Source organism: Collinsella sp. SGI.184 (assembly GCF_050313415.1).
In the GTDB taxonomy this organism is placed as follows: domain Bacteria; phylum Actinomycetota; class Coriobacteriia; order Coriobacteriales; family Coriobacteriaceae; genus Collinsella.
Genome location: NZ_JBNPLJ010000002.1, coordinates 83,992 through 102,870 on the forward strand (window position 1 = coordinate 83,992; position 18,879 = coordinate 102,870).

13 protein-coding genes and 1 tRNA gene are annotated in these 18,879 nt (G+C 61.5%); 11 read left to right on the forward strand and 3 right to left on the reverse strand.

The features are described from left to right. Positions 1-391 precede the first annotated feature (391 nt). The 5 genes from ACQRAJ_RS01040 (at position 392) to proB (ending at position 4,915) form a co-directional block, all read left to right on the forward strand. Positions 392-1,330, forward strand: coding sequence for a radical SAM protein (locus ACQRAJ_RS01040; protein WP_427747464.1), 939 nt, complete (start codon positions 392-394; stop codon positions 1,328-1,330). 231 nt (positions 1,331-1,561) lie between these two features. Beyond that, a tRNA-Ala gene (locus ACQRAJ_RS01045) sits at positions 1,562-1,634 on the forward strand. Between the two features lie 64 nt (positions 1,635-1,698). After that, the gene (locus tag ACQRAJ_RS01050; protein ID WP_427747465.1) at positions 1,699-2,118 is read left to right on the forward strand and encodes a hypothetical protein; all 420 of its coding nucleotides are present in this window, start codon (positions 1,699-1,701) and stop codon (positions 2,116-2,118) included. An 84-nt stretch (positions 2,119-2,202) separates the two neighbouring features. After that, complete coding sequence (locus ACQRAJ_RS01055) at positions 2,203-3,708, forward strand: nicotinate phosphoribosyltransferase (protein ID WP_427747466.1); 1,506 nt, start codon at positions 2,203-2,205, stop codon at positions 3,706-3,708. Positions 3,709-3,787: 79 nt separating this feature from the next. Continuing rightward, positions 3,788-4,915 (forward strand): glutamate 5-kinase, encoded by a 1,128-nt coding sequence (proB, locus tag ACQRAJ_RS01060; RefSeq protein WP_427727946.1) that lies wholly within the window; start codon positions 3,788-3,790, stop codon positions 4,913-4,915. Between the two features lie 99 nt (positions 4,916-5,014). Here proB and ACQRAJ_RS01065 read toward each other — a convergent pair whose 3' ends face one another. Continuing rightward, positions 5,015-6,433, reverse strand: a complete 1,419-nt coding sequence (locus ACQRAJ_RS01065; RefSeq protein ID WP_427747467.1) for an alpha/beta fold hydrolase — start codon at positions 6,431-6,433, stop codon at positions 5,015-5,017. Between the two features lie 113 nt (positions 6,434-6,546). Here ACQRAJ_RS01065 and ACQRAJ_RS01070 point away from each other — a divergent pair, with 113 nt between their 5' ends. Together ACQRAJ_RS01070 and ACQRAJ_RS01075 are read left to right on the forward strand one after the other, a co-directional pair. Then, the gene (locus ACQRAJ_RS01070) at positions 6,547-7,833 is read left to right on the forward strand and encodes a glutamate-5-semialdehyde dehydrogenase (RefSeq protein ID WP_427747468.1); all 1,287 of its coding nucleotides are present in this window, start codon (positions 6,547-6,549) and stop codon (positions 7,831-7,833) included. A gap of 171 nt (positions 7,834-8,004) precedes the next feature. Then, entirely contained in the window at positions 8,005-8,604 is a 600-nt protein-coding gene (locus tag ACQRAJ_RS01075) for an HD domain-containing protein (RefSeq protein ID WP_427747469.1), read from the forward strand. An 883-nt stretch (positions 8,605-9,487) separates the two neighbouring features. Here the strand turns inward: ACQRAJ_RS01075 and ACQRAJ_RS01080 are convergent. Continuing rightward, positions 9,488-9,973 (reverse strand): CarD family transcriptional regulator, encoded by a 486-nt coding sequence (locus ACQRAJ_RS01080; RefSeq protein WP_427727935.1) that lies wholly within the window; start codon positions 9,971-9,973, stop codon positions 9,488-9,490. Between the two features lie 342 nt (positions 9,974-10,315). On the opposite strand from ACQRAJ_RS01080, the gene argS reads away from it, so the two are divergent. From argS to ACQRAJ_RS01100, 4 genes are all read left to right on the forward strand, one after another. Continuing rightward, positions 10,316-12,169 (forward strand): arginine--tRNA ligase, encoded by a 1,854-nt coding sequence (gene argS, locus ACQRAJ_RS01085; protein WP_427747470.1) that lies wholly within the window; start codon positions 10,316-10,318, stop codon positions 12,167-12,169. Positions 12,170-13,149: 980 nt separating this feature from the next. Beyond that, positions 13,150-15,528, forward strand: a complete 2,379-nt coding sequence (rho, locus tag ACQRAJ_RS01090) for a transcription termination factor Rho (RefSeq protein ID WP_427747471.1) — start codon at positions 13,150-13,152, stop codon at positions 15,526-15,528. Positions 15,529-15,841: 313 nt separating this feature from the next. Next, the gene (locus ACQRAJ_RS01095; protein ID WP_427727927.1) at positions 15,842-17,290 is read left to right on the forward strand and encodes a hypothetical protein; all 1,449 of its coding nucleotides are present in this window, start codon (positions 15,842-15,844) and stop codon (positions 17,288-17,290) included. 6 nt (positions 17,291-17,296) lie between these two features. After that, positions 17,297-17,746 carry a VanZ family protein gene (locus ACQRAJ_RS01100; protein WP_427747472.1) on the forward strand — a complete coding sequence of 150 codons (450 nt, stop codon included), beginning with the start codon at positions 17,297-17,299 and terminating at the stop codon, positions 17,744-17,746. Positions 17,747-17,859: 113 nt separating this feature from the next. Here ACQRAJ_RS01100 and ACQRAJ_RS01105 read toward each other — a convergent pair whose 3' ends face one another. Beyond that, positions 17,860-18,750 (reverse strand): ROK family protein, encoded by an 891-nt coding sequence (locus ACQRAJ_RS01105; protein WP_427727921.1) that lies wholly within the window; start codon positions 18,748-18,750, stop codon positions 17,860-17,862. Positions 18,751-18,879: the final 129 nt, after the last annotated feature.

Here is an 18,879-nt window from a genome sequence, read left to right on the forward strand (position 1 = left end):
TGGCGGGGGTTCTGCCGAGTGCCGTTGGGTGTCATACGGGATCTGCGATGGCTATTTTTGGCAAAAACGGCAAAAGAAAACCACCCCCCACGTTACGAAAATGAACCCACCTAAAACAGGTGGGTGCCCTCATCGACCGTTCCAGCGTCCTTAACAACGAAGGATACCTGTACTACGTACGACTGTGTGGGCTCCCTAAATAAACGCGACGGTTCACCCAGTTGCTCCGCGGGGGGCGGAATAGCTACATCATAAAGCTGCACTTTATCGATTCCAGTCTTGACTTTACAAAAATCGTGTCGGACGATTACGGCGCCTTGGGCTCGAGCCGTCTGCGCGGTTGGTCCTTTTGCGTTTGAGCTGCTGAATCGTTGTTTTGGAGCATGTTTTTATGCCGACGTCGTTGACCGAACTTTTTTCGCCCGCCTGCCATTTGTGTCCGCGCCGTTGCGGTGCGGCGCGCGATGAGGGCGCACGCGGCGCATGTGGCGCTAACGACACGCTCAAGGTGGCCCGTGCGGCGCTTCATATGTGGGAGGAGCCGCCTATTTCGGGCGAGGCCGGTTCGGGCACGATCTTCTTTAGCGGCTGCTCGCTCAAATGCGTCTATTGCCAGAACCACGAGATCTCGACGGGCAATTTTGGGCTTGAGATTATGCCCCAGCGTTTGGTCGAGATTATGCTGGAGCTGCAGGACCAGGGTGCCAACAATATTAACTTGGTGACGGCGACGCACTACGCGCACCTGCTGCCGGCTGCGATTGCCGCGGCACGGGCGCGCGGACTGGTTGTTCCAATCGTCTACAACACAAGCGGTTATGAGCGCGCGAGTGCCGTGGCGGCGCTCGGCGATCTGGTCGATGTGTGGCTAACCGACTTTAAATATGCCGATGCGGGGCTTGCGCAGTCGCTCTCCCACATTAAGGACTACCCGCGTGTGGCCGTGTCGGGTTTGGCGCAAATGGCGCGCGAGATTGAGCGCCGTGGGGGAGAGCTGGTGGACGAGGACGGGCTCATGAAGCGCGGCATGATCGTGCGCCACCTGGTGTTGCCGGGGCATGCGGACGATTCGTGTCGCGTGCTAGACCTGGTGTGGCAGACGGTGGGTGATGTGCCGATCTCGGTCATGAACCAGTACACGCCCAACGCGCTCATGCGCGAGCAGGGCGGCGACTTGGCGCGAGCCGTGACGCGCGAGGAGTACGAGCGGGTGCTCGACCATGCCGACGACCTGGGCTTTACGACGATGTTCTGGCAAGAGGGCGGCGCGGTAGACGAGAGCTTTACCCCAGCGTTCGACACCACCGGCGTCCTCACCAGCGCAAAGTAGCGCTTTTGAGCAGTCTTTTTGGGACGGGGCTATTTTAGCTGCCCCTGCCGTTAATCGTCCAAATCGTTTTCGCTATCTGCCTGGGTAGCTAAAAAGCCCCGTCCCAAAAAGACTGCTCCCGGTGGGGGTCGAGCTACCATCCGAAAAGTAGTCAAAAAAGCCCCGTCCCAAAAAGACTGGGTATTGGGCGTTGACAGTTGGCGAGCCGTAGGTAAAATATCAACTTGTCCTGGGGACGTAGCTCAGTTGGGAGAGCGCTGCCGTCGCATGGCAGAGGCCGAGGGTTCGACTCCCTTCGTCTCCACCCTTGGATTTGATAAGCCGCTGACATTGTGTCGGCGGCTTTTTTTGAAAGAAAGGGCTGCACCATGGCCGAGCTTGATTCCCAACCATTGTCCGACGAGGAGCGCGCCGAGTTGGAAGAGCTCCGCGCTGAGAAGGCCCGCCGCGAGGCCCAGGAAGAGGCCCGGCGCGAGCGTGAGGAGCTGGCCGCCCTGCGTGCCGAGCATGCGAAGGCCGAGGAGGCCGCTGCCAAGGCCGCATCCGAGCCTGCGCCTGCTGCACCCAAGCCTCAGCCTAAGAAAGCCGCCCGCCCCAAGCCCGCCGAGCCCAAGCCGAGCCGTGACGAAATGACGTTTGCCCAGCGCATGGTCACTTCCAAGGAGCCCACGGCCGAGGGCGAGATCCCCGGTATGGCCCCGGCTCAAAAGATCATCATCGCGCTCGCCTTGGTCGCGTTTGTCGTCTTTATGGGCTACACGATCATGACCAGCATGGGCCTGCTCTAACCGATTTGCATCGGGCGTCATGTCCGCATGCTCTGCTCTCGTCCAACCCTCAACCTCTGCACAACGCATCCGAAAGGTCGCCCCATGGCTTTGACCGACATCTCGCATCCCACCGACATCGCAATGCTCACCGATCTGTACGAGCTCACTATGGCCCAGGGCCTGTGGGAGAGCGGCAAGGCCAATGAGCAGGGCTGTTTTACCGCGTTTTACCGTGACCATCCGTTTGGCAGCGCCTACGCCGTTATGTGCGGCACCGCTGAGCTGCCCGAGCTGGTCGAGAACCTTCGCTTTACGCCCGAGGATATCGACTACCTCGCATCGCTCCAGGCCCCGGCCGGCGGCGCGATGTTCAAGCCCGAATTCCTCGACTACCTGCGCGATTTTCGTGCGCATGTAAACATCGACGCCGTCCCCGAGGGCGAGCTCGTCTTTCCGCGCGAGCCCATGGTGCGCGTCACCGGCCCCGCGCTGGAGTGCCAGCTGCTCGAGACGGCGCTGCTCAACATCGTCGGCTTCCAGACGCTTGTCGCCACCAAGACGGCGCGCGTGGTGCTGGCGGCGGACGGCCGTCCCGTGGCCGAGTTTGGCCTTCGCCGCGCCCAGGGTCCCGATGGCGGCCTGGCCGTCGCGCGCGCGAGCTACGTTGCCGGCTGTTCCTCTACGTCCAATGTGCTCGCCGGTCGCCGCTACGGTATTCCCGTCTTTGGCACGCATGCGCACAGCTGGGTGATGAGCTTCGATTCCGAGCTCGAGGCCTTCCGTGCCTTTGCCAAGTCGAGCCCCAAGAACTGCACGCTGCTCATTGACACTTATGATGTGCGCGAGGGCTGCGAGCATGCCATTACGGTTGCCAAGGAGATGGAGGCGGCGGGCGAGCGTCTGTCGGCCATTCGCATCGACTCAGGCGACCTCGCCAAGCTGTCCAAGTATGTCCGCGGCCGTTTCGATGCCGAGGGCCTGCCCTATGTGGGGATCTCGGTTTCCAACGATCTGGATGAATACACGATTCAGTCGCTGCTCGACCAGGGTGCGCCCATCGATAGCTTTGGCGTGGGCACCAAGCTCGCGACCTGCTACGACCAACCGGCGCTGGGCGGCGTGTACAAGCTTTCCGCCCGCCGTGCGAGCGAGGCGGACCCGTGGACGCCGGTGGTCAAGCTCTCCGAGCAGCCCTACAAGCGCACGATTCCAGGCGTGCAGCGCGTGCGCCGCTATTACGACGGCTTTGGCGGCCCGGTCTGCGACATGATCTATGACGAGGACCATCTGGCGGGGAAGGGCGCCGCACGCGGCAATACCCTCGTGGCCGTGAACGATGCCGCCCTGGTGACCGACGTGTCCGAGCTTGAGTATCGCGAGCTGCTGGCGCCGATCGTGCGCGACGGCAGCGCTGTTGCCCCGCGCGAGAGCATCGAGGCCGCACGCGAGCGTTGCGCTTGGGCGCTGGACCATCTGGATCCGGTCTACAAGCGCTTCCTGTACCCGCAGACCTATGTGGTGGGCATGGAGCAGGGCCTAGCGCAGGTGCGCGACGAGCTCGTGCGCAAGAACATGGCCGCGGCTTCTGCCTTCCCCTGGGCTCGCTAATTTTGTTGGGTGTAGGGCGGAATTACGTTCCCTCTGCCGTCAGCCCGCCCGAACCCTCAACAGTTGATTGGTTTGACGTATGACGACTTCTTATAAAACGATGGTGGTAAAGATCGGTTCGTCCACGGTGGTGGGCGCCGATGGCAAGGTCAACCGCGCCTTTATCGGCGGGCTTGCCGATCAGGCTGCTGCCCTGCGCAAGCTCGGCTGGCGTCTGGTCGTGGTGAGTTCGGGCGCCATTGCCTGTGGCTATCCCGTGCTGGGCTTTGACCGCAAACCGGTCGGTGACCTGCCGAGCCTGCAGGCCTGCGCCTCGGCCGGTCAGTGCATCATCTCGTCGGCCTACGACGAGGAGTTCCATGCGCGCGACCTGCTCACCTCGCTCGTGCTGCTCACGCGTCACGACACGGCCCGTCGCACGTCCTATCTGCACGCGCGCGACGCGCTGCTGCGTCTGGTGGAACTGGGCGTGGTGCCGGTCGTCAACGAGAACGACACCGTTACCGTCGACGAGATCAAGTTTGGCGACAACGACACGCTGGCGGCGCTTGTGGGCTGCCTGGTTTCTGCCGACCTGTGCGTGACGCTCTCGGACATCGATGGCCTCTATACCGCCAATCCGCACGAGGACCCCACGGCCGAGTTCGTCCCGGTCGTGCATAAGATCGATGCCAAGATTATCGCCTCGGCGGGCGATTCTTCCACATCGGTTGGCACAGGCGGCATGATTACCAAGATCCGCGCGAGCCGCATCCTGATGACGGCTGGCATTCAGAGCGTGATTTGCTCGGGCGAGGAGCCCGATGCGCTCGTGCGCCTTGCCCGCGGCGAGAGCGTGGGCACGCTGTTCGATCCGCCGGCGGAGCGCCTGGACATTGCGCCCCGCAAGCTGTGGATTGCACTGGGCGACAAGGCGCATGGCTCGGTGACGGTCGATGACGGCGCCGCGAAGGCGCTGATCAGCCGCGGTTCTTCCCTGCTTGCGGTGGGTATTCGCGAGGTCGATGGCACGTTTGCCGAGGGCGATGTGCTCGACGTGTGCGACCCGAGCGGTATGGTTGTCGCCCGCGGTATCGCCGAGGCCGATTCGGACGTGCTGGAGCTTGCAGCCGGACGCCGCCAGGACCAGATTGCCGGCAACCGCTTGCTGGCAGACTTGGCCGAGAAGCCCGCGATCCACCGAGACAACTTGATCGTCTTTGCATAAAGAAAGACAGCGCTGCGGATCGTTTCCCGCAGCGTTGTCTTTCTCGTGCCGGCACTTGGGGACGTTTCTTATGTGCCGGCAGGTGGGGACACTCCTTTGCTAGAAGATTCGACGCAGGTCTCCGCGGTTGAGGGCCTCGTCGAAGAGGTGCTTGAATACCACACTGCCGTGCAGGCCGTCGTGCTCGAACTCGTTGGTCACCCAGGCATGTGAGTTGCCCACGCGGCTGAGCGTGTCGAGCTGCAGGCCCGAATCCACGTACATGTCGTCGAAATACACCGCGGCTTGGAGTGGCACCTCGTTGCAGGCCAGGCGCTGCGGGTCGTAAATCTTGTCCCAGCTGGTGTCTTCCATCAGCAGGTCCATGGCGGGCTTGAAGGGCTTGAGCTCGGGCATCTGCTCAAACATCCACGGGAACATGGCCTCGCCGGTAAACATGAGTGGGCGCGCGAGGGTGTCGAACTCGGCACGATGGGCCTTTTCCTCGGCGGCTGCCCAGCCAATAGGCATCGTGTCGCCATCGGCGTAGATGAACTCCTGCAGCGTCCAGTACAGCGGATTCGTGCGCGTGTTGGTGCGCTCGAAGGCGCGCATCAAAAAGCTGTCTGATACCGAGGAGCCGCAGCTCAGCGTACCGTCGCCATTAACAAACGCGTGGTCGATAATCCAGTGCATGCGCTCAAAGCTCGGCTTCATGCCAAAGTCGCTGCCCATGAGCTGCAGGCGCTCGACCGTCATCGGCGAGCCGTCGGGCAGCGCGGGCTTTTGCTCCTCGAGGGCATCTGCCAGGGCCGCCACGCGCTCGACGTCGGCGGGGTAGCGGTCGTAATACTGCTGAGTCTTGGCCGCCATACGCGGGAAGGTGTGCGCGTAGACCTCGCTGGCACTCGCCGGCACGTGCGGAATGCCACCGCAGGTAAAGCTCGCCGTCACGCCCTCGGGGAAGAGCGACAGATAGCTCAACGTCAAAAAGCCGCCGTAGCTCTGGCCGAGTGTGACCCAGGGCTTGCCGCCAAAGCCCACCAGGCGCAGGTACTCAAAGTCGCGCACGATGGAGCTGGCGAGGTGGCGCTTGAGAAAATCCGCCTGCGAGCGGGCCGCATCGGAGCCTGCCGCCTCGGCGCGCTCGCCCAGTGCGGCAATCGTGCGCCCGTCTACACAGCTGCTGCGCCCGGTACCGCGCTGGTCGGGCAGGACGACGCGGAAGTGCTTGACGGCCTCCTCGATCCAGCCGTCGCTTGTGGGCGACAGCGGACGCGGGCTCTCGCCGCCGGGGCCGCCCTGCAAAAAGAGGAGGAGTGGCAGGTCGTCGTTGATACGGTCGGGAGCGCAAACCACGCGGTAGAAAAGCTTGATGCTCTCGGGTGCGCCGGCGATGGGCGCCGGCATGGCGCCGCGGCGCATGGTGCTGCCGACGGCCAGGACCATCGGCTCCAGGCCGCGCCAATCCAAGGGGACGTCGATGCTGTGGTCCTCGACATAGAGGCCGGGGACGTGGTACGAAGTGATGAGGGCCATGCGGTACTTCCGTTCGTTGCGGTGTTTCGGGTTGACCAATTCTACCGCCATGCGCGAGGGCATGCACAAATCGGCTACCATGGTTGGCAAACTTCTAAGAGAAAGGGCCGTCCATGTCGGTCGATATAGCCACGTATGTCCACGATCTTGCCGTTGCCGCCAAGGCAGCGTCGGCCTCGCTTGCCACGGCGAGCGACGAGCAGCGCCAGGAGGCCGTGCGCGCCATGGCCGCGGCGCTGCGCGATGGCGTCGATTCCATCGTCGCCGCCAACGAGCTCGATATGTCCGCTGCGCGCGATGCGGGGACCTCGGCGGGGCTCCTCGACCGTCTGCTGCTGACGCCCGAGCGCGTCGAGGGCATGGCCGCCGGCCTGGAGAAGCTCGCTGAGCTGTCCGATCCTGTCGGCCGCGTGCTCGACCACCGCGTACTTGCAAGTGGTGTGGACCTCACCCGCGTGAGCGTGCCGCTGGGCCTGGTCGCCATGGTGTATGAGGCGCGCCCCAACGTGACGGCCGATGCCGCGGGCATCTGCATCCGCACCGGCAACGCCTGCATTCTGCGCGGCGGTTCGCTGGCCTATCACTCGTGCGCCATGATTTCCGAGTTGCTGGCCGATGCGCTCGAGGCCAAGGGTTTCCCGCGCGAGGCTATCTCGATGATCGAGTCCACCGATCGCGAGGCCACCGGCGAGCTCATGAAGCTTCGCGGTATCGTCGACGTGCTTATTCCGCGTGGCGGTGCGGGCCTGATCCAGCGCTGCGTGCGCGAGTCGCTTGTGCCGGTTATCGAGACGGGCACGGGAAACTGCCACATCTACGTGCATGAGTCGGCCGACTTTGATAAAGCGCTCAACATTATCGTTAATGCTAAGACCCAGCGCGTGGGCGTGTGCAACGCCGCCGAGTCGCTGCTTGTGGACCGCGCCGTGGCAGATTCGTTTTTGCCGGCGGTCGTGGCCGTGCTGCACGACCACGGCGTGCTGATTCACGGCGACGAGGCCGCGTGTGCCGCATGCGCCGACGCCGGTCTTGCCGAGGGCGATGACTTTGTTGCCGCAACCGAGGAGGACTGGGGCCGCGAGTACCTGGCGCTCGAGATGAGCGTGAAGGTCGTGGCGAACGAGGACGAGGCCATCGCGCACATCAACCGCTATGGCACTATGCATTCCGAGGCCATCATCGCCGAGGACGCGGACGCCTGCGAGCGCTTCTTGGATGAGATCGATGCCTCGGCCGTGTATGCCAACGCCAGCACGCGCTTTACCGACGGCGGCGAGTTTGGCCTGGGCGCCGAGATCGGCATTTCGACCCAAAAGCTCCACGCCCGCGGCCCCTTTGCCGCCGAGGCCCTCACCACCTACAAATACAAGCTCCGCGGCACCGGCCAGGTCCGCCTCTAAACCTACCAAAAAGGGACAGGTTTATTTTGGCAGGTTTTATCTGCGGTTTTGCCGGGCGACGCGTTCGCCCGGCTTTTTTCTCCGTATGCCTTTTCTGCCTTTCGGCTTGAGTCGCGGCGATATACGATAGTGACACCGTGTCCTAGCACCGACTCACCTGGAGGTATTGCCATGTCCCAGACGCTTTCCGCCGGAATCACCCGCGACCGTGCGTTCGAATTGCTCAACGAGCACAACAAAGATCCGTTCCACATCACCCACGGCGAGACGGTCGAGGGCACCATGCGCTACTTTGCGCGCGAGTTCGACCCCGAGAACGAGGAGTTTTGGGGCATCGTCGGACTGCTGCACGACCTGGATTGGGAGGAGCATGAGGACGACCCCGTGAACCACACCATCTATGCGGCCGAGATCCTCGAGGGCGAGGGCGCATCGCCCGAGCTCATCCGCGCCATCCAGACGCATACCTCGGACTTCAATACCTCGCTGCCCAAGCCCGAGCTGCAGATGGAAAAGATCCTGTTTGCCTGCGACGAACTTACCGGCCTGATTGGGGCTGCCGTCATCATGCGTCCGAGCAAGAGCGTCATGGACTTTACGACCAAGTCGCTCAAGAAGAAGTTCAAGGACAAGCGCTTTGCCGCCGGCTGCTCGCGCGACGTGATTACGCAGGGCGCCGAGATGCTGGGCTGGGAGCTCCCCGAGCTTTTCGACCGCACCATCGCGGCCATGCAGTCCTTCGCGCCCGACCGCGACACCTTCCAGGCCTAACCTGCCAAAAAGGGACAGGTTTATTTTGGCAGGTTTTATCTGGGAAAACGCTTCCGTTGGACGTTATTCAGCGGAAGCGTTTCTGTTTAACATGGTGGCGCTTGCGAATGGCGGCGCCTCGCGGCAGGCAGTTGCGCTTCGCCGTACCCGTAACTCGGCAAACGCGACGTTAGGACGCGTTCTTGATAATCCATGTTCCGAGTCCTGTCAGCAGCTGAACCTGCTTAACGGTTAGCCCTTGTTTTCGAAGCGCGAGAATCGCCTCATTGCGAAGTGGCTTGGAGACGGATTTGAGTTCCGTCGGAGCGCATCCTGCGACACTCTGCACGATTGCCGTGCCAAATGAATATGGTTTCCCATAAGGCACCAAGCGATAAGCTCGATATTGTGTTTGGGGAGGATTGCATCGAGGATCTGAAGCATGGCGATTCGGTCCTCGGCATCGTCAAACAGCAATTGCCCTCCGTTTCCACGCAACGTGACGTGGAAATAACCGGTTGGTGACTTTGAACGAGGTTTTCTCGGCATGGCCCCTCCTTTAGCTTGGATGGGCTGAAGATACCTCATTCGGGGGCTTCGGTTGTCGAGATTCAGTTCACCGACTATAGCTGCTACCTGCCGAAATGTTATTGCGTTTTTAAATTGATGCTTTTTAATGGTAATTGAGCAAGACGGGTGCGCTTGTTGTGGATGCGGGCGTTGGTTGCGTCGATCTGGACGGCCCTCGCGTGATGTCATCACAAATGGGCTTCACGCATTTTCGCGGCGATAGAAAAATGGCCGGGGCTTACAAACAAAACGGAGCACCCGACCATTTACCAATTGTTTGTTAACGTTTACCCAGATAAAACCTGCCAAAATAAACCTGTCCCTTTTTGGCAGGTCAGTTGAGGGCGGCTTGGGATAGGCGGGCTTCGGCGTCCTCCTCGGTGACGCCCAGGGCCACGGCAATCTCCTCGATGGAGCGGCGCTTGGCTTCCTTGAGTACGCGCATGTAGTAGGAGCTGGGCTTTTTATCTGCTTCCTCGGCCTGGCGAATACGGTGCATCATGGTTTTTGCCACGCGGACCGTCTCGGGCGCACCCAGCTTGAGCTGCTGCTTAAAGTGCGTCTCCTCGAGCGAGCTGTTGCGCTCGGTAAAGGTGTCGCACTCCAGCTCGTCGTAATGGCTCAGTAGGTGCTCGGCATCTTGCTGGGAGATGGCGGCATGCAGACGGTCGGCCTGCGCCACGGGGTACATGAGGATCGTCTGCGCATGTCCCTGCTTGGTCTCGAGCAACAGCATGGGCTGCGGTGTGTCTTCCCTAAAACCGACGACGGTGCAGACTCCCTGACCCGGATGAATGACGTGTTGACCGATTGAGAACATGCTACCTCCAACTTATACGAATTTACGTATGTCTAGAATACCACGCTGACGTGCGCAAACCCTTACTTTATGCAGGAAAAGCACACAAATCTGATAGGTAAGAGTATTCGATATTCTGAGCTGCCCATGCAGATGTTTATGCATTTTCGTCGGGTGCACAATCAGCAGGCAGACCGCCATCTTTGAATGGCCTTGCGACAACTGTGGTCAATTTTGTGCATATGCAATATCGATTGACTTTACCCTGCGACAGTAGTTACTGCTTGTGATAGAGTGCTGCAAACTCTGGCTTTTGCCCTACGAGTGACCAAGAGCTCGGGGGCTTTAACACAAGGAGGATCTATGCCCGAGAAGATTGAAGAGCTGGTACGCGCTGCGCTTGCTGCGGCCCAGGAGGCCGGCGACCTTTCCGCATTTGAACTTGACGATTGCGCTATCGAGCGACCGGCTGACACTTCTCATGGCGAGTGGACCTCCACCATGGCCCTGAAGTCCGCCAAGCTGGCTCACTGCGCCCCGCGCAAGATCGCCGAGGCCGTTGTTGCCCATATGCCCGAGGATTCCGCGATCGAGAAGGTCGAGATCGCCGGCCCTGGCTTCATCAACTTCTACCTCTCCGTCGCCGTCAAGAACGCTATCTTCGGCGAGGCTCGCGAGAAGGGTATGGACTTCGCTAAGTCCAACGTCGGCGGCGGCCTGAAGACCCAGGTCGAGTTTGTCTCCGCCAACCCCGTCGGCCCCATGCATATTGGCCATGGCCGTTGGGCCGCTCTGGGCGACTCCCTCTGCCGTGTTATGGACCATGCCGGTTACGATATCCAGCGTGAGTTCTATATCAACGACCACGGCTCTCAGATGAACACCTTCGGCAACTCCATCAGCACGCGCTATATGCAGCTTGCCGACATCATCGCCAAGCAGGGCGTGGATATCGACGAGGCTCACAAGCTGCTGATTGCCGACCGCGATGCCTTTGTTGCCGACGAGAACGACGAGCATCCCGAGACCCATCCGTATCAGGACAACTTTGCCGAGACTCTGGGCAAGGACTCCTACGGCGGCGACTACATCATCGATGAGGCCGCCGAGTTCTGGCGCACCGACGGTGACAAGTGGGTCGACGCCGATCCGCAGGAGCGCATGGAGAGCTTCCGCGAGCGCGGCTACGTAAAGATGGTCGACAACATGCGCGACCTTTGCCACGCCGTCAACTGCGACTTCGATCGTTGGTTCTCCGAGCGCTCGCTGTACGTGAAGGACACCGAGGGCGAGACCGCCGGCACCTCCGCCGTCGACCGCGCTTTTGAGAAGCTCGACAAGATGGGCTACCTCTACACCAAGGACGGCGCTCTGTGGTTCCGCTCCACCGACCTGGGCGACGACAAGGACCGCGTCCTGATCAAGTCCGACGGCGAGTACACCTACTTCGCCTCCGACGTCGCCTATCACTGGGATAAGTTCCAGCGCGTCGACCACGTCATCGACATCTGGGGCGCCGACCACCATGGCTACATCGACCGCGTCCGCTGTGTCTGCGACGCTCTTGGCTATCCCGGCAAGTTCGAGGTTCTGCTGGGCCAGCTCGTCAACCTGCTGCGCAACGGCAAGCCCGTCCGTATGTCCAAGCGCAAGGGCACCATGGTGACCCTGCAGGAGCTTGTCGACGAGGTCGGTTCCGACGCCGCCCGTTACACGCTCATCTCCAAGAGCTCCAACCAGATGGTCGACTTCGATATCGAGGCCGTTAAGAAGCGCGATAACTCCAATCCGGTCTACTACGTGCAGTACGCTCACGCTCGTGTGTGCTCCATTCTGCGCCGTGCCGCTGACGTTACGCCCGAGCAGGCTGACGAGATGGGCATGAAGGCCGTCGCCGCTAAGGCCATCGGCGAGAACGTCGACTACTCGCTGCTGACCGACCCCACCGAGCTTGCCCTTTCGCGTAAGCTCAACGAGCTCACCGACCTCATCGCCAGCTGCGCTCGTGACCGCGCCCCGTTCCGTCTGACGCACTTTGCCGAGGAGCTCGCCGGCGACTTCCACAGCTTCTACGCTGCCTGCCAGGTGCTTCCGAGCGAGGGCCGTCCCGTCGATCCCGAGCTTTCACGCGCCCGTCTGGCCGCTTGCGACGCCGTCCGCGTGACGCTCGCCCTGGTGCTCACTCTGGTTGGCGTTTCTGCACCCGAGCAGATGTAATCTACGGGTCGTTTGACCGTGTAGGTTTGGCTTTGCTGAGCCCTATAAGCCCGATCTCCATGCGGAGGTCGGGCTTTTTGCGTTTGGCGGGGCTTTTTGGCGTGTTGGAAAATGCTACAAAAACGCAACTATACCGGTTTACGGGGCTGAATCGCTGCCTGGCGACCATATCAACAGCAGCGAAAATAAAATCGCAGGTAGACGGCTTGCCGAATATTAAAAATGCAGGGTATGGTTGGCTTACGCCGTTCTTGCACCGTAATCCGCGATCGTTTTGAAAACGACCCCTTGGGGACGGAGGAAAACGGATCATTTTTGTCCGGTGGGAGAGCGGTGCGAAACCGTCCGCCACGAATCGGGCTTATCTACTACGTTTAGTCGCATACCCCGAACCATGCCGAAAAGTACGATATTAAAACCGCAGGTAGCGGGCTTGCGATTTTAGGAAGATCGAGGGGGTGGTCAGGGGTCGCGGGCCAAACGTAGTAGATAGGCGCGTTTCGTGGCGCGGCTATTCCGGATGCCACGGCTTCACTCCTCTGGTGCGACAGAGGAAGCGCTTTTGAGGGAGAGTGTCCCTTTTGACCAGTTGTATAAGAACGTCCAATGACTAAGTTGCAGGTGGTGGCGGTTGTGTTACACTAACGCTGCGTATTTGACGCAATCATCTCGATACAGATCAATGATGCCCGTTGTGTTTTGAACGGAGCTAGACTGTTTAGCCGCCCTGAAGGTTTATGCAGGGAGCATGTGATCGCAGGGCTTTAAAAGAAAGTTGAGCAAACACTGTGTCTGATCAACAGCAAGAAAATGCAATAAGCACGGCACAAACCACTCCCACTGCACCGGTTGCGTTGGACCAGATCGCGAAACCCGTACCGTCGCAGGCGTCGGTCCCCGAGACACACCAGAACGCTGCCTCGGCTTTGAGTGAGAACCCTGTTCCCGTCGCGCCTGCTACCGGGGAGGAGGCTGCGCCCGTGAAGCCCAAGCGCACGCGTCGTGTGGCCAAGCCCGCTGCGGATGGCGATGAGGCTGCAAAGCCCAAACGCCGCACCACGCGCACGACGCGTGCCAAGCGTCCGGTTTCCGCCGAGGTTTCGGCGCCGCTTTCAGATGAGGTTGCGCAGGCCCGCGCGCTTGCGCAGATCAGCGAAGCCCAGGTTGTTCGTGCTCGCCGTCGTGCCGCCGAGCGCGATGCCGCGGCTCTGACCGAACTCGCGGCTCCGTCCGCCCCCGAGGCGCCTTCGGCTCCGGCTCCCGAGCAGGTAGCAGAAAAGCCGGCTCCGCGCACGCGCCGTCGCACGGCGGCCAAGGTCCAGCAGGCTGCCGAGCAGGCTTCGTCCGATGCCGCCGAGACCCCGGTTCGCTCTGCGGCGGTGGAGGACGCTTCCTCTGCTGAGTCTGTCGTGCCTGCCGAGGCCGGCGGTGCATTTGTCGTCGATCCTGCTTTGCGCCCGCATCGCCGCGGCCGCAAGCCCAAGGCATTTGTCGAGGCGGAGAAGGCGGCCGCTGCCGCGGCTTCTGTCCAAGATGCCCCGGCGTTCGTCGAGCCTACAGCGGCTGCCGTGGTTTCGGCCGTGGGTGCTGATGTTCCTGAGGTCGCTGTTTCTGCCGCTGCCGAGTCTGCCGACGTTCGTCCCGGGCGCAGCCGTCACACCGCAGCCAAACGCCCAGCTAAGGCAGAGGCGAAGTCCGGCGCCGAATCTGCGGTAGCTGAGTCTACCGAGGCGAGTGTCGACACGACTCCCGAGACGGAGGGCACCGATCGGTCGGCAGGCGAGAAGCCCAAGCGCACGCGCAAGAAATCTTCCAAGACCAAGTCTGCCGAACAGCAGGGGGATGCTGAGCAACAGCCCGAGTCCGACGCTAAGTCGGACGGCGAGACCCCGGCGACCGCCGATGCGCCTACGACGCCTGCCGTCGAGAGCGCTGAGGCCGAAGAGGGTTCCCGCCCCAACCGCCGTCAGCACAAGCGCAACGATGAGCGCAGCGAGCGCAAGGATGATCGCAACAACGACCGCCGCAGCCGTCAGCGCGACCGCAAACAGCGCAACAAGGAGCGCAACGCAGCTCCGACCGAGCCAACGCTTTCGCGCGAGGAGCTCGCGGCCATGAAGGTCGCCGAGCTGCGCGAGAAGGCCAAGGAGTTCGAGATCGAGACGACCGGCAAGAAGAAGGCCGAGCTCGTCGAAGAGATCTACACCACAGCCGCGAAGGCCGAGGGCTTCCGCGATATTAAGGGCATCCTGCAGATTCGCCCGGACAGCTCCGGCATCATCCATGCCCACGGCTACATGAAGTCCAATGACGACGCCTTCGTGCCCGCCTACCTCATCCGCTCCGCGCGTCTGCGCACGGGCGACGTGATCGAGGGTTCGCTTCGTCCCTCGCGCGGCGGCGACAAGCGTGCCGGTCTCGCCAAAATTACGACCGTCAACGGTCTTGATCCTGAGCAGGCCCGTAACCGCCCCAAGTTCGGCGATCTCACGCCGGTCTACCCCAATGAGCCGCTGCGCATGGAGCATGGCAAGGATTCCATTACCGGTCGCGCCATCGATATCGTGTCGCCGATCGGCAAGGGTCAGCGTGGCCTGATCGTGTCACCGCCCAAGGCCGGTAAGACCACGATTCTCAAGAAGATCTGCCAGTCTATCTCGATCAACAATCCCGAGGTGCACCTCATCTGCCTGCTCGTCGACGAGCGCCCCGAAGAGGTCACCGATATGCAGCGCTCCATTGAGGGCGAGGTCGTGGCCTCGACCTTCGATATGCCCGCCGACAACCATACCCGCGTGGCCGAGCTCGTCATCGAGCGCGCCAAGCGCATCGTGGAGTTGGGCGGCGACGTCGTGGTGGTTCTCGACTCCATCACGCGTCTTGCCCGTGCGTACAACCTGGCGGCGCCCGCCTCGGGCCGCATCCTTTCGGGCGGCGTCGATTCGGCGGCCCTGTATCCGCCCAAGCGCTTCCTGGGTGCTGCCCGCAATATCGAAAACGGCGGCTCACTCACCATCCTTGCTTCCGCCCTTATCGATACCGGCTCCAAGATGGACGAGGTCATCTTTGAGGAGTTCAAGGGCACCGGCAACATGGAGCTCAAGCTCGATCGCGATCTGGCCGACCGCCGCATCTTCCCGGCCATCGACCCCGTTGCCTCGGGCACGCGCAACGAGGACCTGCTGGTCGACGAGCAGATGCGTCCGTTTGTCTTTGGCCTGCGCCGCATCCTCGCCGGCATGAACAATACCGAGCGCGCGGCAGCATCGTTTATCAAGGGCCTCAAGGGCACCAATACCAACCAGGAGTTCCTGGTGCGTTCGGCCAAAAAGCACAGCGACTACGAGCAGATGTTCTAGTCCGTCCGCTGCACGCGACAGCAACCATAGACATGCCAGAAGGGCCGGGGTTTAGATCCTGGCCCTTTTCGTATAGCCGCTCGCCAACGATTATTGACCTCACGACCGGCAAGCAGCGATTTTCCCGTTTCAATTCCGCTTCGTCGCTTGCAATCCCCAAGGGTGTTTCGCATAATAGCAGTTAAGCTTCGCGACGGAAAACGCAGATGAAACGAACCTTATACCGTTGCTTTGGGGCTCAGGCCCCGCTTCATCTTCTCTCGCGCAGCCAACTGAATGATGCGATTTGGGTGCTGGAAGATGGGGAGAGCTCATGGCTTCTTCTGATGCAACACAACGAGCAGTCCTTGCCGGACTTTCCTGCGGGATCGGCCTTGCCGCACCCGTGGTCGTGTATGCCGCTACACTGCCGTTTTCGTCAATCAACGAGACGGTTGTCGCGGGTGCTGTTCCCTTTGCCGTGGGCGCAGTGGCCGGCGTGGGTATCTATGCCGCCTCGCTGGGTATCTCTGAGTATCGTGCGGAGCACGATGGCCGCCTGTTTGAGCCCGATGCCGTGGGCGGAGCCGCTCAGTTTAGTCGGACCTACAACGAGTTCAAGACCGCCTCTATTCCCGTTCAGCAGGAGGAGGCTGCTCCCCGGGCTGCTTCTCCTGTCACTTTGGACGAGCAGGGTCAATCCTCTTCGCTTCTCTCCGGTCTGACCGGCGCGTTTCAGCGCCGTCATGCCGATGATGGCGTTCCGACCATCGCCCGTGCCGCCAACGCCATGGACGAGGCCGATGCCTGGGCTATGATCGATAGCATGCTCGACGACGATTCGCCGGTTAGCTGCGATCCCGCTCGCTCGCGCGATGTCTACCAGGTCGCAATTGACGAGCTCACAAACGGTGAAAAGACTGGCTCCTATAACCGCGACGACATCGCTGCTGCCGCACGTGCCGTCTCGGGCTCTCATGCCGCCCCTGCGGGCAGCACTGCAGCTTTCGTGGCGCTTGTGGCCAACGCTGCCAATAATGCCGCCTATAACGGTGCTTCTTCGGCTGCGTACACCTCTGCCGCGGCGGCCGCTTCGACCGGCCAGCAGGGCGCAGCTCAGCCGGCTCCTGTCGCCGACCCCCTTGCCGATGAGCCCCTGGTTGTCGACGAGGAGACCATCGCCGCTCGTCGTGCTGCCGAAAGCTCGCTTTGGGGCGCTTCGGCCCAAATGCAGGCCGCGGAGGCGGTGCCGTACAACGCCAAGCTCGCCAGCATGCCCATCATTTCCGATGCCAAGGGTGTGGATCTCGCCGATTTGGACGAGCCCGCCGCCATCACTGCCTCTATCGATGCCCAGAATCGCGTGGATACCGACAGTCTCCCCGATGCCTCCCTCGAGGAAGATATCCCCATGGCCGATTATTCGGGCCACGAGGACATGTGGGCCGCCGCCATGGCGATCATGGCCGAGGTCGCCGAGCCCGCCCCCGCGCCGATGCCCACGCCTGCGGCCTCACCTGTGTCTGTTGCTCCCGTCTATGTCGGCCGCCACAGCTCCGTGTTTCCCGAGGATACCGCGCGTATCTCGCGCGAGGGTATCGAGCGCGCCGAGGCTATCGCCGCCGGCGTTATGGAAAACCGTCGCCACGAGCGCGTCAATCAGATCCTTGAGGAAGAGATCGAGCGCCTGCAGTCCTCTACCGCCAAGCGTACGGGCCGTGCCTATTTGAGTGTTATCGAGGGCGGTACCGCCAGTTTTACGCCGCTACGTGCCGAGGCCTAGTTCTGCATGATTAAGATCGATCGTAAGTGGGCGGTTGCGGCCTGCGCCATGGTGTTGCTGATTTGGGGCAATTCACTGGTTCCCGGCACGGGGTCCGGCTCACTGAGCCTGGCGATCATGGAGGACGTCCGCGGGCTATTGCATAGCTTGAGCCTGCCGTATGAATGGGTAACCAACTTTGTCGTCCGCAAGTGCGCACACTTTACCGAGTATATGGTGCTTGGTGTTTTGGTGACACATGCCTTTGATATCGAGGGTCGACGCACTTTTGACAGACTGCTTCCCACGGTGGTTTTTCTGTTGCTGGTCCCCTCAATCGACGAGACGATTCAGTTATTTGTGCCGGGGCGCGCCGGCATGATTACCGACGTGATGATTGACTGCTGCGGAGCGGCTACCGGCGTCGTGCTCCGATATCTCCTCCGATCGCTTGTATGCACCAAAAAGGCCGCCTAGGACGTTTTGCTTGGTCCTAGACGGCCTTGTGCGTTTGGGGGCCCTGCAGGACGCGATAGCGTTGTCTGCGCGTTATACGGGCCCGGCAATACCGTGTGTCGTTGGTGCACCCTTTACTGGAGCGCCTGTGCGCCAAGGGCCAGACAGCCCATGATGCCCTGCTTACCCTCGAGGCTGTTGTTGACAATGTAGGTATCGATGTCGTTGACCTCGGGCGTGACGATATAGCCGTTGAGCATCTCGGCGCACTTTTTGCGGGCGAGCGGCACGATGGGGGTGTGGTCGGCCACGCCGCCGCCGATGATGATCTTTTGCGGCGCATAGCACAGCGTGTAGGTCATGAGCGCCTGTGCCAGGTAGCCTGCGAGCAGGTCCATGGCCTCCGGGTCATCGGCCATGTCTCCGGCGCTTTTGCCATCCCAGCGCTTTTTAATGCCGGGGCCTGCGATGAGGCCCTCGAGGCAGTTGTCGTGGAAAGGACAGCCGCTGTGCTCGCCGATGGTGTCGCGCGGATCGCGTGTGACCAGGATGTGCCCTGCCTCGGGATGCATCATGCCATGAACGAGCTGGCCGCCCGAGAGCACACCGGCGCCCACACCGGTGCCGATGGTCAGATACACCACGTCGGTGAGGCCCTGGGCGCAACCAAAGGTGACCTCGCCCAAGCAGGCGACGTTGACGTCGGTGTCGTAGCCACAGGGAATATTGAGCTCGTTTTGGATGGTGCCCAGCAGGTCAAAGTAGCGCCATGCCGTCTTGGGCGTCTCCAAGATCTTGCCGTATTGGGGCGAGGCAGGGTTGACTGCAGTGGGGCCAAAGGCGCCGATGCCCAGCGCGGCGATGCCCTTGTTTGCAAACCATGCGTTGACGGCCTCAACGGTCTCCTGCGGGGTCGTGGTTGCGATCTGCTCACGCTCCAGGACCGTACCGTCTGCATAGCCCGTGGCACAGACCATCTTGGTGCCGCCGGCCTCGAGCGCTCCGATAAGCTGCTGCTCTGCCATAGTATTCCTCCCCCTGGGACGAGTTGCTCCGTGACTAAAGTATAGCGCTTTAAACTAATTAAGAAAGCGCTATAAAAAGAAGCCCCACAACGCGCGTGCGGTGTGGGGCTTCTTTGGGTGCTTTAGTTG